The sequence below is a fragment of the Leifsonia sp. NPDC080035 genome (genome assembly GCF_040050925.1).
Taxonomy (GTDB): Bacteria; Actinomycetota; Actinomycetes; order Actinomycetales; family Microbacteriaceae; genus Leifsonia.
On the sequence record NZ_CP157390.1, the window covers coordinates 221,463 to 236,786 of the forward strand.

General features: G+C 72.0%; 14 protein-coding genes. 12 read left to right on the forward strand and 2 right to left on the reverse strand.

The window, feature by feature from the left end:
* Positions 1-161: 161 nt before the first annotated feature.
* From AAME72_RS01095 to AAME72_RS01125, 7 genes are all read left to right on the forward strand, one after another.
* Positions 162-641, forward strand: a complete 480-nt coding sequence (locus AAME72_RS01095; protein WP_348788417.1) for a hypothetical protein — start codon at positions 162-164, stop codon at positions 639-641.
* A complete protein-coding gene (locus AAME72_RS01100; RefSeq protein ID WP_348788418.1) occupies positions 638-1,270 on the forward strand; it encodes a gluconate 2-dehydrogenase subunit 3 family protein in 633 nt (210 codons plus the stop codon). Before AAME72_RS01095 ends, AAME72_RS01100 begins: the two co-directional genes overlap by 4 nt.
* Positions 1,267-2,898 (forward strand): GMC family oxidoreductase, encoded by a 1,632-nt coding sequence (locus AAME72_RS01105; protein ID WP_348788419.1) that lies wholly within the window; start codon positions 1,267-1,269, stop codon positions 2,896-2,898. Before AAME72_RS01100 ends, AAME72_RS01105 begins: the two co-directional genes overlap by 4 nt.
* Before the next feature lie 35 nt (positions 2,899-2,933).
* On the forward strand, positions 2,934-4,778 hold the full coding sequence (locus tag AAME72_RS01110) for a thiamine pyrophosphate-requiring protein (protein ID WP_348788420.1): 1,845 nt from the start codon (positions 2,934-2,936) through the stop codon (positions 4,776-4,778).
* The gene (locus AAME72_RS01115) at positions 4,775-5,929 is read left to right on the forward strand and encodes an enolase C-terminal domain-like protein (protein WP_348788421.1); all 1,155 of its coding nucleotides are present in this window, start codon (positions 4,775-4,777) and stop codon (positions 5,927-5,929) included. The genes AAME72_RS01110 and AAME72_RS01115 overlap by 4 nt, the downstream gene beginning before the upstream one ends.
* The gene (locus AAME72_RS01120; RefSeq protein WP_348788422.1) at positions 5,926-6,681 is read left to right on the forward strand and encodes an alpha/beta fold hydrolase; all 756 of its coding nucleotides are present in this window, start codon (positions 5,926-5,928) and stop codon (positions 6,679-6,681) included. The genes AAME72_RS01115 and AAME72_RS01120 overlap by 4 nt, the downstream gene beginning before the upstream one ends.
* A gap of 152 nt (positions 6,682-6,833) precedes the next feature.
* Positions 6,834-7,262 (forward strand): hypothetical protein, encoded by a 429-nt coding sequence (locus tag AAME72_RS01125; protein WP_348788423.1) that lies wholly within the window; start codon positions 6,834-6,836, stop codon positions 7,260-7,262.
* A 128-nt stretch (positions 7,263-7,390) separates the two neighbouring features.
* On the opposite strand, the gene AAME72_RS01130 is transcribed toward AAME72_RS01125, so the two are convergent.
* Positions 7,391-7,624, reverse strand: coding sequence for a hypothetical protein (locus AAME72_RS01130; RefSeq protein WP_348788424.1), 234 nt, complete (start codon positions 7,622-7,624; stop codon positions 7,391-7,393).
* A gap of 168 nt (positions 7,625-7,792) precedes the next feature.
* On the opposite strand from AAME72_RS01130, the gene AAME72_RS01135 reads away from it, so the two are divergent.
* From AAME72_RS01135 to AAME72_RS01155, 5 genes are all read left to right on the forward strand, one after another.
* Positions 7,793-8,554, forward strand: coding sequence for an SDR family oxidoreductase (locus AAME72_RS01135; RefSeq protein ID WP_348788425.1), 762 nt, complete (start codon positions 7,793-7,795; stop codon positions 8,552-8,554).
* A 10-nt stretch (positions 8,555-8,564) separates the two neighbouring features.
* Positions 8,565-9,467 (forward strand): RNA polymerase sigma-70 factor, encoded by a 903-nt coding sequence (locus tag AAME72_RS01140; protein WP_348788426.1) that lies wholly within the window; start codon positions 8,565-8,567, stop codon positions 9,465-9,467.
* 73 nt (positions 9,468-9,540) lie between these two features.
* Positions 9,541-10,944: an NAD(P)/FAD-dependent oxidoreductase gene (locus AAME72_RS01145; RefSeq protein WP_348788427.1), complete on the forward strand. Its 1,404-nt coding sequence runs from the start codon at positions 9,541-9,543 to the stop codon at positions 10,942-10,944.
* The gene (locus tag AAME72_RS01150; protein ID WP_348788428.1) at positions 10,944-12,638 is read left to right on the forward strand and encodes a cytochrome b N-terminal domain-containing protein; all 1,695 of its coding nucleotides are present in this window, start codon (positions 10,944-10,946) and stop codon (positions 12,636-12,638) included. Before AAME72_RS01145 ends, AAME72_RS01150 begins: the two co-directional genes overlap by 1 nt.
* Entirely contained in the window at positions 12,604-12,978 is a 375-nt protein-coding gene (locus AAME72_RS01155; protein ID WP_348788429.1) for a hypothetical protein, read from the forward strand. Before AAME72_RS01150 ends, AAME72_RS01155 begins: the two co-directional genes overlap by 35 nt.
* Before the next feature lie 13 nt (positions 12,979-12,991).
* Here AAME72_RS01155 and AAME72_RS01160 read toward each other — a convergent pair whose 3' ends face one another.
* Positions 12,992-15,271, reverse strand: coding sequence for a hypothetical protein (locus AAME72_RS01160; RefSeq protein ID WP_348788430.1), 2,280 nt, complete (start codon positions 15,269-15,271; stop codon positions 12,992-12,994).
* Positions 15,272-15,324 lie beyond the last annotated feature (53 nt).

Sequence of the window (15,324 nt, forward strand, 5' to 3'; positions counted from 1 at the left end):
CGCGACGCGCCGCTCACCTTCACGGGTGACGGCGCGTCGCGTCCCTTCGCGCTCCATCGACAGCGGTCCGCCGACCGGCGTTTCTGAGAACCCCGTCAGCACCACTTCACCTCGTGGCCGCTCGGTGCGACGCTTGCGCTGACGCACAGGACGGAGGCGCTGTGGGACGCACGAAGCGGAGGGCGCGGACGACACTGCGCAGGAACGAGGCCGTACGAGGCATCGACCGGCTGGTGAGGAATGTGGAGACGGGCCGCTTCGAGCGATCGCTCTCCGGGCTCACCGCCGTGGGCGCAGTCGTGACGGCGGGCGAGATCTACTTCGAGCACGACAAGGCCAGCTTCGGCGACCCGTGGATGTGGGCTCCCATCGTCCTCGGGCCGGTCGGCGCGATCGCCGGCGTCGCCGGGGTGTTCAGCAAAACCGCCGCGAAGACCCTGCTGCCCATCGCCGCCGCGACGATCGTCGCGAACGGCCTGCAGGGCACCTGGCTGCACGCGCGCGGGGTCGCGCAGAAGCCGGGCGGCTGGCGCAACGCGCGGTACAACCTGGAGATGGGGCCTCCGCTGCTCGCGCCGCTGCTTGTCACGCTCGTCGGCGGGATGGGCCTGCTCGCCGCGGTGCTGAGGCGGGAGAAGTGACGACGCACAGCGACGACGTGCCGGAGCGCTTCCCCGGCTTCCACGTGCTCGACCAGGCGAAGAAGTGGGACGAGGAGACCCGCTCGGTCGTCTTCTCGCGCGTGGGGCGCCCTCCGGACATCCGCTTCTTCGACGCGGTGGAGGAGGCGGCCGCGACGGCGCTGTTCGACCGGCTGCTCGACCAGCGCCCCGACGAGCGGATCGTCCCGGTGACCGCCATGGTGGATGCGCGGCTCGCCGGGAAGGAGACCGACGGCTGGCACTACGACGACATGTCCGACGACTGGGAGTCGTGGCACACCAGCCTCTCCGCGCTCGACGACGAGGCGCGCGAGACCGACGGGACCACCTTCGCGGCGTGCACCGAGGACCGGCAGCAGCAGATCCTCGCGGGCATCAAGGACGGCGACGGCGACTGGCGCGGCTTCCATCGCGCCCGCATCTGGAGCCTCTGGACCCGCTACGCGTGCACCGCGTTCTACAGCCACCCGGCCGCGTGGGACGAGATCGGCTTCGCCGGTCCCGCGTATCCCCGCGGTTACAAGAACCTCGGGATCGATCGGCGCGAGCCGTTCGAGGTCGCCGACACCCGCCCGGAGGAGATGCCGAAGGACGGGACGGGACGATGAGCGCGTTGCGCGAACGGAACGACTCCGCCTGGCTGCTCACCCCCGACGGCTCCCGCGAGGAGCCGCGGCTGCGCGAGCGGATGCGGCGCTTCGACGACACCGACGAGGTGGACATCGCGATCGTCGGCTGCGGCGCCGGCGGATCGGTGATGCTGCAGCGGCTGGCCAGGGCCGGCTGGGACGCGGTCGCGTTCGACGCCGGGCCGTTCTGGGATCCCGCCCGCGACTGGGTGAGCGACGAGGCCGGCTCCCACCACCTCTACTGGACGGAGCCGCGCCAGATCGGCGGCGACGACCCGGTTCCGCTCGGCTCCAACAACTCCGGGCGCGGGGTCGGCGGGTCGATGGTGCACTACGCCGGCTACGTTCCGCGGTTCCACCCCAGCGACTTCCACACCTTCAGCGCCGACGGCGTCGGCGCCGACTGGCCGATCGCGTACGGCGACCTCGCCCCGTTCTACGAGGACATCGAGAACGAGCTGCCGGTCGCCGGCGAGCACTGGCCGTGGGGCGACCCGCACGGCTACCCGCACCGGCCGCATCCCGTCTCCGGCAACGGCGAGGCGTTCCTGCGGGGGACGTACGCGGCGGGGATCACCGCGAAGGTCGGCCCGGTCGCCATCGCCAACGGGCGCTTCGGCCACCGCCCGCACTGCATCTACCGCGGGTTCTGCCTGCAGGGCTGCAAGGTGAATGCGAAGGCGTCGCCGCTGATCACACACATCCCTGACGCGCTCGAGCACGGCGCCGAGGTGCGGGCGGACAGCATGGTCACCTCGATCGAGATCGACCAGCGCACCGGCAGGGCGACCGGGGTGCACTACGTGAAGGACGGCGTCCCCCGGTTCCAGCGCGCCCGGATGGTCGCCGTCGCCGGGTACTCGATCGAGACCCCGCGGCTGCTGCTCAACTCGGCGTCGGCCCGCTTCCCGGACGGGCTCTGCAACGACTTCGACCTGGTGGGCCGCTACCTGATGGTGCAGGGCGCGCCCCAGACCGCCGGCCGCTTCGCGGAGGAGATCCGGATGTGGAAGGCGCCGCCTCCCGAGGTGAGCACCGAGGAGTTCTACGAGACCGACCCGTCGAAGCCGTACAAGCGCGGCTACTCCATCCAGACCGTGTCGCCGCTGCCGATCACCTGGGCGGAGCACGTGATGGCGCAGGGCCATTGGGGCGCCGACCTGCGGCGCTACATGTCCGACTACGTGCACTGGGCGTGCCTCGGCGCGCTGTGCGAGTTCCTCCCGCAGGCGGACAACCGGATCACGCTGGCCGAGGAGAAGGACCGGTACGGACTCCCGATCGCACACTTCTCGTACTCCCAGTGCGACAACGACCGCGCGCTCGCGAAGGCGGCCCAAGCGACCATGGAGCGCATCCTCGACGCGGCGGGCGCCCAGGAGACGATGACCGTGCAGCGCTACGCGCACCTTGTCGGCGGCGCACGCATGGGCGCCGACGAGACTCAAGGGGTTGTGGACGGCGACTGCCGGACGTTCGCTGTACCCAACCTGCTCATCACCGACGGGAGCGTGCTGCCGACCCAGGGCAGCGCCAATCCTGCGCTCACCATCATGGCCGTGGCCGCCCGTGCGGCCGACCGGCTCATCCAGCGCCCGGAGCACTGAGCGGCGCGGGCGCCGACACGCGAAGGAGACAGAACATGGCAACGACGGTCAGCGAGTTCGTGATCGGACGGCTGCGGGAGTGGGGCGTGCGGCGCGTGTTCGGCTTCCCTGGTGACGGCATCGGCGAGTTCGACGGGATGCTCGGCAAGGCCGAGCGCGCCGGCGAGGGCCTGGAGTACATCCGGCCGACGCACGAGGAGATCTGCGCGCTGATGGCGGTGGCGCACGCGAAGTTCACGGGCGAGGTGGGCGTCTGCATCGCCACCTCCAGCCCGGGCGCGTTCCACATGATGAACGGCCTGTACGACGCGAAGATGGACAACCAGCCGGTGGTCGCGATCGTCGGCCAGCAGGGCCTCAACTCGTTCGGAACCTTCAATCAGCAGGAGAGCAACCTCGAGCAGACCTTCTCCGACGTCGCGGAGTACGTGCAGACGATCGTCTCGCCGGAGCAGGCGCAGGCCGTCGTCGACACCGCGTTCCGCACCGCGATCACGCGCAAGCAGCCGACCGTCATCATCCTGCCGCACGACGTCCAGGGCATGAAGATGGCCGAGCCCGGCGCGGAGATGTGGGTCTCCCGGTCGAGCGCGGTGGCGCCATCCACGGCGATCGCTCCGCCCGCCGAGCAGCTGCAGGCGGCCGCCGACCTCATCAACGCCGGCGAGCGGGTCACCTTCCTGGTCGGCCACGGCGCCGCCGACGCGAGCGAGGAGGTGCTGCAGGCGGCGCGGCTCTCCGGTGCCGGGGTGATCACCACGCTGCGCGGCAAGCAGGTCGTGCCGGGCGACGTCCCGTTCCACACCCAGCAGGTCGGGCTGCTCGGCTCCCGCCCCAGCTACGACCAGATGCAGGAGTGCGACACCCTCGTCCTCCTCGGCACCAACTACCCGTACGGGCAGTTCCTGCCGAAGACCGGGCAGGCGAAGGCGATCCAGGTCGACCTGCGGCCGGAGCAGCTGGGACTGCGCTACCCCACCGACGTGAGCATCTGGGGCGACGTGAAGACGACGCTCGCCGGGCTCCTCCCGCTGCTCCGGCAGAAGGCCGACCTCTCCTGGCAGGAGACCGTGGCCGGGAAGATGCGCGACTGGGACGACGAGATCGCGGCCCAGGCCGACCAGCACTACGACGACGGCGTGAACCCGCGCCGGGTCTACCACGAGCTGAACAAGCGCCTCCCCGCCGGCGCGATCGTCACCTGCGACGCCGGCACGACCGCCGACTGGTACGGCCAGCACATCCGCCTCCGCGACGGGATGCGCGGCGACCTGTCCGGGCGCCTGGCGACCATGCTCGCGGCCATGCCGTACGCGACGGCCGCGAAGTTCGCGTACCCGGACCGCACGGTGGTCTGCACGATCGGCGACGGCGCGTTCCAGATGCTCGGGATGAACGAGCTCATCACCGTGAAGAAGTACCTCTCCCGCTGGTCGAACCCGACCTTCATCGTGCTGGTGCTGCACAACGACGACCTCACCCAGGTGTCGTGGGAGATGCGCACCGAGGACGCGAACCCGGTGTGGCCCACCTCGCAGGACGTCGAGTCGGTGGACTACGCGGGATGGGCGCGGCTGCTCGGCTTCCGAGGCGTCACGGTCACCTCCGACGACGAGATCGAGGCGGCCTGGGACGCGGCGTTCGCGCACCAGGGCGTCACCGTGATCGACGCGCACACCAGCAAGAACGTGCCGCCGCTGCCGCCGCACATCACCTACGAGTTCGCCAAGAACACCGGCCTCGCGCTGCTGAAGGGCGACCCGGAGGGGCTGGGGGCGATCAAGGACTCCGCCACCTCGCTCCTCACCGAGGGCGTCGAGCGGGTGAAGGACGCGCTGCACATCGACCGCGACGGCCGCGACGACCGCGACAAACGATGAGCGCGAGTCACGATCCGCGCATCCACTCCCTCCAGGCGGGCGCCTACTGCGTCCCGACCGTGACCGACGGTAGGGAGCGGCCGGAGAGCGACGGCACGATCGAGTGGGATGCGACGGGCGTGCTCGTCGTGCGCCTGACCGCGGGCGGCACCACGGGTCTCGGGTACGCGTACACGTCGCCCTCGGCCCTCGGCATCGTGCGCGAGTCGCTGTGGGACGTCGTGCGCGGCGCCGACCCGCTCGACACGTCCCGGCTGTTCTGGGCGATGGCACGCGCCACCCGCAACGCGGGCTGGCCCGGCGTGTGCGCGAGCGCGATCGCCGCCGTCGACATCGCCGTGCACGACCTGGCCGCGCGGCTGCTCGACGTGCCGCTGGTCAAGCTCCTCGGCGGCGCGGCCGACCGCGTCGCCGCCTACGGCAGCGGTGGCTTCACCGACTACGGCGACGACGAGCTGACCGCGCAGCTCGGCGGCTGGGCGGCCCAGGGGATGCGCAGCGTGAAGATGAAGGTGGGGTCGCATCCCGACGACGACCTGCGCCGCGTGCAGGTGGCCCGCGCCGCCGTCGGGAGCGACGTCGAGCTGTTCGTGGACGCGAACGGCGCCTACGACCGCAAGACCGCGCTCGACCTCGCCGAGCAGTTCGTGATCGACGGGGTCACCTGGTTCGAGGAGCCCGTCTCCAGCCAGGACCGCGACGGCCTGCGCCTGCTGCGCGACCGCATCCCCGCCCCGATGCGTGTCGCCGCGGGCGAGTACGGATACACGCCCGCCGACTTCCGCGACCTTCTCGTCGGCGGCTGCGTGGACGTGCTGCAGGCGGACGCGACCCGCTGCGGCGTCACCGGGTTCGGCATCGCCGCCGCGCTGGCGCGATCGTTCGGCGTGCCGATCAGCGCGCACACCGCGCCCGCGCTGCACGCGTCCGTCGCGGCGGCGTACGACGAGGCGATCAACGTCGAGTACTTCCACGACCACCAGCGGATCGAGAGGATGTTCTTCGACGGCGTGCCGCCGGTGGTGCACGGCGACCTGGTCCCGGACGCGTCGGCGCCCGGGCACGGGCTGCGGTTCCGTGAGGCGGACGCCGCGGGGTATCGAGTGGATGCGTTCGCCGCAGGGCCTGCGGCAGAGGGAGAAGACGAATGACGTTCCGGCAGATCGAGCTGGCCGGCGGCCACACCGTCGGCATGAGCGGCATCGGCGATCCGGTCGCCGACCACCTGGCCGTGCTGTTCCATCCCACCCCCGGCGCATCCGCCTTCGACCCGGAGCCGCGGGTGACCGACCGGTCCGGGCTGCACATCATCGGCTTCGACCGGCCCGGATACGGATCGTCCGCACCGTGGGACGTGTCCGTCGACGCCTGGGTGGATGCGGTCGCGCGCTACCTGCGGGCGATGGAGCGCAGCGCCGACCTGTCCACCGCCACCCGCTACGGGAAGATCAGCGCGATCGGCTGGCGCGAGGGGGCCGTCTACGCCGCTGAGCTCGCCTCGCGGCACCCCGACCTGCTGCACCGGCTGGTGCTGATCAGCCCGCTGGCGCCGCAGAACGCGGCGCGCGCCGAGCATCCCCCGATCGACGCGCCGGCACCCGGCTGGGCGGCGAGCCCCGCCGGGTACGACGACCGGCTGCGGAGGATGCTCGACGACGCCGGGCGCCAGGGCGGGCTCGGTGTCACGGCCGACCGCCGGGCGTTCGCCGCGCCCGGACTCTCGGCGCCGCACGTGGATGCCGATGCGCTGATCGTCTACGGCTCCGGCGACGGCGACGCGACCGTCCACGACGCCGACTGGTACGCCGTCGGCCTGCCGAACGCGACCGTGGAGCGGGTGGACGGCGGCCCCGACCTGATCGCGCGGCACTGGGAGCGCATCCTGCGTTTCCTCGCCGAGTAGCCGACTCGATTCGTCACGAATGCGCGCGATTCGTCACGAACGGCACGCGTTCGTGACGAATCGGAAGCTCAGCACCTGTCACATTCGGCGGCCGCCGGCGGTCTGAGTAGTGAGAGCCCGCACCGGGCGGGACGCGAAGGGTGGATGCGGCGATGGATGCAACGGGACTCCGGCCGGCGCTCGCGGAATCGTGGGCGGCCGTCAAGGACTGGATCGGCAGCCCGGCGCACCGCGAGGCGGTCCGACGGCTCGGCCGGGCGGCGTCCCGCGGCGACCTGGCCGGGATGCGCGCGCTCATGCACCCGGGCGTCGCCGTCGTCGTCGACCGCGGCGACGAGCAGACACCCACGATCCGGGTGGTTCGCGGCCCGGACGACGCGAGCGTCCTGCTCGCCCACGGCTTCGCGAACGGCGAGGGCGTGAGCATCGAGGAGCGCTCGGTGAACGGGCAGGCCGGGCTGATGCTCACCCGGACCGGCGCACCGCTCGCCGCGATCGCGGTCGACTTCACCGGCTCCCTCGTCAGCATGATCTGGGTGCGCCTGAACCCGGCGCCGCTGAAGCGCTGGAACACCGTCTGAGTCCGCGCCCCGGCAAGGGTCCGGCGGCGGGTGGGACCAGCCGTGATCTGCTTGGCGCATACCCCGCGGGGGAAGCCGCCTGAAACCCGGTGTGCCCGCTCTTACCTCACGACTCGGCCGGACCGGCCCTACTCGTCGCGCGCGTCCGGCGCGTCGAACTCGTCCAGCTGGTCGATGCCCTGCGGCTCCTCCACCTCGACCTCCACGCCGTCCGCGCCTTCGGCGTCGCGTTCTCCGCCGTCGTCGTCGCTGTTCGCGTCGCCGCCGTGGTACGCGCCGGTCCCCTCGTCCAGCGTCCCCTCGCCGTCCGGGTAGCCCGCCTCGTCCGGGTACTCGACGCTCCCGTCTCCGGATGCCGTCATGGTGTCTCCCTCCGTCTTGTCCGATCCTGCAACAGCTCCGACCGCCTCCACCAGGAATCCGTGACACCGATTCCGAAGTTTTCTGCGCCGGGCTGTCACACCGGCGGAGGCTGTCCGGTCGGAGCTTGTGCAGGGCGTGGAGACGCCGCGTCCCGAACGGAGGAGCACATGAAGATCGTCGTCATCGGAGGCACCGGGCTCATCGGCCGCCGCCTGGTCGAGCTGCTGCGCGAGCGCGGGGTGGACGCGGTGCCCGCGTCGCCGTCCAGCGGCGTGGACTCGGTCACCGGCGTCGGACTCGCCGAGGTGCTCGTCGGCGCGGACGTGGTCGTCGACATCCCCAACTCGCCCTCATTCGAGGACGCCGCCGTGCTCGACTTCTTCGAGCGGTCGACCGGCAACCTGGTCGCGGCCGAGAAGGAGGCGGGCGTCGGCCACCACGTCGTGCTCTCGATCGTCGGCGCCGACCGGCTGCCCGACATCGGGTACATGCGGGCCAAGGTCGCCCAGGAGCGGATCGTCACCGGTTCCGGCCTTCCGTACACCGTCGTCCGCGCCACGCAGTTCTTCGAGTTCGTGCCCGCCCTCACGGACGGCGCGACCCGGGACGACACCGCGACGCTGTCCGACGTGCTCATGCAGCCGATCGCCGCCGCGGACGTCTCCGCCGCTCTCGCCGAGATCGCCGTGACGGCGCCGGCGAACGCGATCGTCGAGCTCGCCGGCCCGGAGCGGCTGCGCCTGGACGACCTGGCCCGGCGCATCCTCGCCGCCCGCGGGGACGCCAGGACGGTCGTCACCGATCCCGCGGCCGGCTACTTCGGCGGCACCGTGGACGACACCTCGCTGATCCCGGGTCAGGACCCACGCATCGCGGAGCAGCGGATCGCCGAAACCGGTTTTTCGACCTGGCTCGAGGAGGGCCGCTAGCATTCGGACCATGGCGGAAGACGGCGGCGGGATCGGCATCATCGACGGTGTGGACGACGCGGCGGCGACCTTCGCCGCCGTGCGTCCGCGCCTGTTCGGCATCGCGTACCGCATGATGGGCACGGTGGCCGACGCCGAGGACCTGGTGCAGGAGGCGTGGCTGCGCTGGCAGACCTACGACCGCGCGAGCGTGCGCGAGCCCGCCGCCTTCCTCGCGACCACCGTGACCCGGCTCGCCATCAACGAGCTGCAGTCGGCGCGGGTGCGCCGCGAGACCTACATCGGTCCGTGGCTGCCGGAGCCGGTGGACACCAGCGCCGACCCGCTGCTCGGCGCCGAACGCGGCGAGGCGCTCGAGTTCGCGGTGCTCACCCTGCTCGAGAAGCTCTCGCCGACCGAGCGCGCCGCGTACGTGCTGCGGGAGGCGTTCGACTACCCGTACGCGCAGATCGCCCAGATCATCCAGGCGACGGAGGCCTCCGCGCGTCAGCTGGTCAGCCGCGCTCGCAAGCACCTTGCCGAGGAGCGGCGCGTGCGCGAGGTCGGAACGAGCGAGAAGCGGCGGATGCTGGAGGCGTTCCTCGAGGCCGCGCAGTCGGGCGACATGGTGGAGCTGGAGAAGCTGTTCACCGCCGACATCATCAGCTACTCGGACGGCGGCGGTCTCGCCCGCGCCTCCCGCATCCCGGTGCGCACCCGCACGGTGGTCGCGAAGTACCTGCGGGCGTTCGCGAACCGGTTCTGGGAGGGCACGGTGCACATCGTCGAGTCGAACGGCGAGCCGGCCGCGGTGCTCGTCCGCGACAACGCCGTGGTCGCGTTCGTCACGGTGGACGCCACCGCCGACGGCATCCGCCGCCTGCTCTGGGTGCTGAACCCGCAGAAGCTGGCGCGCATCCCCGTCCCCGCGTAAGGATTTTCCGCCCGGCTGTCACAAATCGGCGACCTCGTCTGTCTTAGTCAATGAGGACAGGAGGTCGAGAACGATGCGTCGAATCCTCATCGTCGGCGGCGGATACGCCGGTTTCTACACGGCCTGGAAGCTGGAGAAGAAGCTCCGGAAGGGCGAGGCCGAGATCGTGGTCGTCGACCCGCGGCCGTACATGACCTATCAGCCGTTCCTCCCGGAGGTGGCGGCCGGGTCGATCGAGGCCAGGCACGCGGCGATCTCGCTGCGCAGCCACCTGCGCCGGGCGCGGCTGATCCACGGCACGGTGACGCGCATCCGGCACGCCGAGCGCACCGTCACCGTGCAGCCGCGCGACGGCGACCCGTTCGAGCTCGGCTACGACATCGTCGTGGTGACGGCGGGGGCGGTCACCCGCACCTTCCCGATCCCCGGCGTCATCGAGCACGCCATCGGCATGAAGCACGTGGAGGAGGCGGTCGCCATCCGCGACCGGCTGCTGGATGCGTTCGACCGGGCGTCGCTGCTCCCGCCGGGAGCCGAGCGCTCCCGGCTGCTGACGGTGACGTTCGTCGGCGGCGGGTTCTCGGGCGTCGAGGGCTTCGCCGAGCTGCTGTCGCTCGCGACGGCGCTGCTGAAGTCGTATCCGGAGCTGCGCTTCTCCGACCTGTCGTTCCACCTGGTGGAGGCGCGGGACCGCATCCTCCCCGAGGTCACCGACGAGCCGGGTGCGTGGGTGGTGCGCTCGCTCGTAGAGCGCGGGGCGCGCATCCACCTCGGCGCCCAGCTGCTGTCGGCGGAGGGCGGCCACGTCGTCCTCTCGACCGGTGAGGAGTTCGACGCGCACACCATCGTCTGGACCGCAGGCAACGGCGCGAACCCGGTGATCGCGAACAACACGGACCTGCCGATCACGGCGCGCGGTTCGGTGATCGTGCGGCCCGACCTGCGGGTCGGCACGGCGGATGAGCCGGTGCCGGACGCCTGGGCGGCGGGCGACGACGCGGCGGTCCCCGACCTGGCGTCGGGCGTGCCGGGCGCGCTGACCGTTCCGAACGCGCAGCACGCCGTGCGTCAGGGCAAGCGGCTGGCCGCGAACATCGTGGCGAGCCTGCGCGGCGAGCGGACCAGGGACTACGTGCACCACAGCCTCGGCGTCGTCGCGACCCTCGGCCTCGGCACGGGCATCTTCCAGTGGCGGGGCATCGTCATCACCGGCTTCCTCGCCTGGGTGATGCACCGCGGCTACCACGTGCTGGCGATCCCGACGTGGGAGCGAAAGGTGCGGGTGCTGCTGGTCTGGGCGAGCGCCGTGGTGTTCGGGCGGGACATCGTCTCGCTGCTGTCGGTGCAGCATCCACGCCGGGCGTTCCTCGGCGAGGAGCCGGATGCGGCCGAGCGTGCGACCGAGCGTGTCGCCGATCGCGCTGCCGAACGCACCGCGGATCGCACCGCCGAGCTCGTGGATGCGGAGGCCCGCTGATGCCCGTCGACCGCAGGACCCACGCCTCCCTGACCGACCGGTTCGGGCGGGTCGCGTCCCGCTCGGCCGCCGGTCGCCGGCTCGGCGCGCTGCGCGCGGAGCTCGCGACCCGGCGCGCGCCGCTGCACTGGACGAACATGTTCGGCGTGGTGGCGCTCGCCTGCCTGCTCGTGCTGTTCGTGACCGGATTCATCCTGATGTTCGCATACGCGCCGTCGAGCACGCGCGTGACCTACACCGGCCCGTACGCGCCGCTCGCCGGGGCCGAGATGTCGAAGGCGCTGCAGTCGACGCTCGGGATCTCGTTCGAGCTGCCCGGCGGGATGCTGCTGCGCCAGGCCCACCACTGGGCCGCGCTGCTGCTGCCCGCCGCGATCATCATGCAGCTGCTCGTCGCCTTCTTCACCGGAGCGTTCCGGCGTCCGCGCCGCACCTCCTGGCTGCTGCTGTTCGGGCTGCTGATCGTGGCGTTGATCGGCGGCTGGAGCGGATACGCCCTGCCGGACGACATGCTCTCCGGCACGGGCCTCCGGATCGTGGAGGGCATCGTCCTCGGCATCCCCGTGATCGGCACCTGGCTGTCGTGGCTGCTGTTCGGCGGCGAGTTCCCCGGGCAGATCATCGAGCACCTGTACCCGATCCACATCGCTGTCGTGCCGGTGCTGCTGGTGCTGCTGCTCGCCGGGCGCTGGCGCGAGGCGTACCTGCACAAGGCGGCGCAGTTCCCCGGCGAGGGACGCAGCGAGACGGTGATCGTCGGCGTCCCGGTCTGGCCGAACCTGGCCGTGCGCGCCGGCGGCCTGCTCGCGGCGACGACCGGAGCCCTCGTGCTGCTGGCCGCGACGGTCACCATCGGCCCGATCTGGCTGTACGGGCCGTCCTCCCCCGGCGACGCCGGGGCGGGCAGCCAGCCGGACTGGTACACCGGGTTCCTGGACGGGGCGCTGCGGCTGGTGCCGCCCGGCTGGGAGTTCGAGTGGCTCGGCCGCACCTGGACCCTCGCGGTGCTCGTGCCGCTGCTCGTGGTCGGCGTGTTCCTGCTGCTCGTCGCTGTCTACCCGTTCGTCGAGGAGTGGCTGAGCGGCGACTCCCGCGAGCACCACATCCTGGACCGGCCGCGCAACGTGCCGACCCGCACCGGTATCGGCGTCGCGGGGATCGTGTTCTACGCCGCGCTGTGGGGTGCGGCGAGCGCGGACCTCGTGGCGACACACCTGCACATCGGGCTCGAGGTGGTGGTGCACTCGTTCCAGGCGCTCGTGGTGCTCGGACCGGTGCTGGCGTTCCTGCTCACCCGCCGGGTGTGCCTGGCGCTGCAGAAGAAGGACCAGAGCATCCTGCTGCACGGGTACGAGACGGGACGCATCGTCCGGCTGCCTGGCGGCGAGTACGTGGAGGTGCACGGCGCGGTCGACGCCCACGAGCGCTACCGGCTCGTCGGACCCGACGCGGCCGCCCCGTACGCCGCCCGCCCGGACGGCGACGGCCACCTGCGCCTGGTCGATCGGGCGCGGGCGCGCGCCTCCCGGTTCTTCTTCGAGGACCGGCTGACCCCGGTGCCGGAGCAACCGGGAGCGCTCGGCCCGGCGGACGCAGTGGTGGCACCGGACGCACTGGAGGCGGCGGGCGCACTCGACGACGGCGGCGAAGGGCGGTCGGATGCGCGAGCGTCGTCGACGGCGGGAGCGGCGTGACCACGCCCGCCTGACCGCGGCACTGTGCGAGGCGCTGGGGACCGGGGACGCGTGCGCGGTCGCACGGGTGCTCGGTCCCGGCGTGCGGGTGGTCGTGGATGCGGGCGGCACGGGCCTGCGCGCCAGCCCCGCCCTCACCGCGGACCCGGCCGCGCACCTCGTCGTCGTGCTCGGCCGGCCCGATGGCCGGGAGCTCGCCGTCCGCTCGGTGAACGGCGCGCCCGGCATCGTCGCCCGCCGCGACGGCACCGCGACGGCGGTCGTCGTCGCGTCCGGCCGCGTCGGCGCCGCCGCCGTGGTGTGGGTGGTCGCGAACCCGGACAAGCTGCGGGAGTGGTGAGGAGCGCCCCCCGTCACCTCTTGCTCAGGATGCCCGAAACTCCCGTCACGAAGAGGCCGAGCAGGCTCCACGCAGTCAGCTTGATCAGCGTGATGAGCGCGCTCAGCCACAGGTCGCCGCTCACCCACCAGGCCGCCGACTGGCCGGTGCCGACCGGTGACACCACGACATCCACGGCGTAGAGGGGCGCGGAGAAGGCCGGGTAGGCCGTCGGCGCAGGGTCGCTGGACCCCGTGGTGAGCGTCGCGACGCTCTCGTCCGGCGGCACGGGGTCCGGAACCACCGTCGAGACGGCCGTCGGCTGCTCCATCGCCGCCTCGCGGTCCGTCGGCGAGAACGCCGCCGGGTTCACCGCGATCAGGATCGTCGTCGCGAGCCACAGGCCGGCGAGCCACACCAGCGCGAGCTGCGAGTAGTAGCCGTGACCGATCGTGATCTTGGTGATGCGGCGCCAGACCGCCGACGAGAACCAGTTGGAGCGGTGCCGGAACAATCGGTCGGTCGCCTCGAACTTGAGGCGCCGCGCCTCGGACTCGCGTCCGGAGTTCTCGAAGACGGCGGCGAGCGCCATCCAGGGCTGGATGCCGAAGGTGCGCCCGCGTCGCTGCGCCCTCGCGTCGTCCGTCCGTCTCGACTCGGGTGCCGGCTTCGGCGCCGGCCGACCGTCGAGCCAGGCCGCCGCGTGCCGCCAGCCGTCGTTGAGGAACCCCGAAACCGACCCGATCTCGATGGTCCCGGTGGGGCGGATGGATGGCAAGCGGGTCGCGGGGTCCGCCTCCCCGGCGCCGTCCGCATGCGCTCCGACCGGGGTGTTCTCGTCCGTCAACTCCCCGACGTCCAGCACGTCGATGCGCGCGCCGGAGAGGTCGAGGGGACCGTCGAGCGGGATGTCGAGTCCGAGCTGGAGCCGGTGGATGGTCGCGTTCCGGGCGATGACGACCGCGCCCGCCGGCGAGGCGGCGGCCGCAGGCGGACCGATCCGCACCGCACGGTTCAGGTGGAACACGCTCCGCATGTCGGTGCGGTTCGCGATCAGGCCCTGAGGGATCTCGGCCGCAAGGGTGACGTCGCCGCCGATGGTGCTGCGCGACAGGTCGATCTGCTCGATCCGGGTGACGTGCGCTCCCGACGGCACCGCCGAGAGCTGGGCGCCGACTGCGGCGCCGCGCAGCTGGAACCGGGCCGCCATGGTGCTCCCGTCGAGGATCAGCCATTCGCCGACGGTGGTCTCGTCGAATCGCGCGGACACAGAGTCGACGTGCGTCAACCGGGCTTCGCGCAGCGAGAGGTCGCTGCCGATGGATCCGCCGGTCATCGAGACCTGCGGGGCCACGATCCTGTCGAGGAACACGTCGTGGACGACCGTGGTCCCGTCGAGGGAGAGCACGGAGGGAGCAGCGCCGAACGAGCGGATCTGCAGGCGCGAGAACTTCGCCTGGCCGCCCACGGTGACGCCTCTGGCGAGGATGGACGCCCCCGAGACCACGCCGGACAGGTCGAGCACTCCCCCGATCCGAGCACTGTCGAGGCACAGCATGCACTCTGCCGGGTTGCGCGGCCTCCGGGGCCGGGGAGCGGCCGAGGGGCGGCGGCCCCGGCCGCGGGTGACCGGCACCGGCATCCCCAGCCGGGCATCGTCCAGCAGGAAGGAGCCGCGCACATCGACGCCGATCGCGGAGACCGCCCCGCGGATGTCCGCGTCCCCCAGCTGGAGGTCTCCGGCGACGTCCGCCAGCTCGATCACCAGCGCCTTCGCCGCGTTCTCGAGCGAGGAGACCCGGACTCCCCCGAGATTCAGCGCGCCGAAGGACGCGACCGTGGCGTCGATGCTCCCGTCGACGACCGAGTCCACCAGCGAGAGGTCGTTCTCGACGCGGGCATGACTCAGCCGGACGTTCCGCATCCAGGACCCGGCGAACTCCACATCCCCCGCCCGCAGCGACGTCATCCCGAGGTCGCCCTCGATGCGCACGCCCGTCATCCGGACCGGGAAGCCGAGCGTCGCGAAGTCGAGGTCCAGCTCGCCCACGATGCGCAGCCCCCGCACGAGCAGCCCGTTCGGGTCGTGCGCCGCGTGGTTCAGCAGCGCCTCGCGGACGACCGGCGCGGCAACGCTGACCGCAGGAACGTGCCCGAGCCGGATCAGCCGGGAGATCACCCGGTAGTCACGGGCACGGGGCATGAAGTCCAGTTCCTGCCCGGACGCGATGCCCTCCCGTAGCAGCTGGGCCCATCCTGCGTCCGTCAATGTCCCCGCGATCGCAGCGTCCACCGCGTCCCTGATCTCCGTCACTCGATGGACCCTATGGGCGGCCGCGCCGTGGGCCTCCGAGCAACCCGCCACCA

What these genes read in the sequence shown, in the direction of transcription:
- AAME72_RS01105 (WP_348788419.1), top strand. Translation starts at nt 1,267, where the DNA reads ATGAGCGCGTTGCGCGAACGGAACGACTCCGCCTGGCTGCTCACCCCC.
- AAME72_RS01145 (WP_348788427.1), top strand. Translation starts at nt 9,541, where the DNA reads ATGCGTCGAATCCTCATCGTCGGCGGCGGATACGCCGGTTTCTACACG.
- AAME72_RS01125 (WP_348788423.1), top strand. Translation starts at nt 6,834, where the DNA reads ATGGATGCAACGGGACTCCGGCCGGCGCTCGCGGAATCGTGGGCGGCC.
- AAME72_RS01120 (WP_348788422.1), top strand. Translation starts at nt 5,926, where the DNA reads ATGACGTTCCGGCAGATCGAGCTGGCCGGCGGCCACACCGTCGGCATG.
- AAME72_RS01155 (WP_348788429.1), top strand. Translation starts at nt 12,604, where the DNA reads ATGCGCGAGCGTCGTCGACGGCGGGAGCGGCGTGACCACGCCCGCCTG.
- AAME72_RS01110 (WP_348788420.1), top strand. Translation starts at nt 2,934, where the DNA reads ATGGCAACGACGGTCAGCGAGTTCGTGATCGGACGGCTGCGGGAGTGG.
- AAME72_RS01140 (WP_348788426.1), top strand. Translation starts at nt 8,565, where the DNA reads ATGGCGGAAGACGGCGGCGGGATCGGCATCATCGACGGTGTGGACGAC.
- AAME72_RS01115 (WP_348788421.1), top strand. Translation starts at nt 4,775, where the DNA reads ATGAGCGCGAGTCACGATCCGCGCATCCACTCCCTCCAGGCGGGCGCC.
- AAME72_RS01135 (WP_348788425.1), top strand. Translation starts at nt 7,793, where the DNA reads ATGAAGATCGTCGTCATCGGAGGCACCGGGCTCATCGGCCGCCGCCTG.
- AAME72_RS01150 (WP_348788428.1), top strand. Translation starts at nt 10,944, where the DNA reads ATGCCCGTCGACCGCAGGACCCACGCCTCCCTGACCGACCGGTTCGGG.
- AAME72_RS01130 (WP_348788424.1), bottom strand. Translation starts at nt 7,624, where the DNA reads ATGACGGCATCCGGAGACGGGAGCGTCGAGTACCCGGACGAGGCGGGC.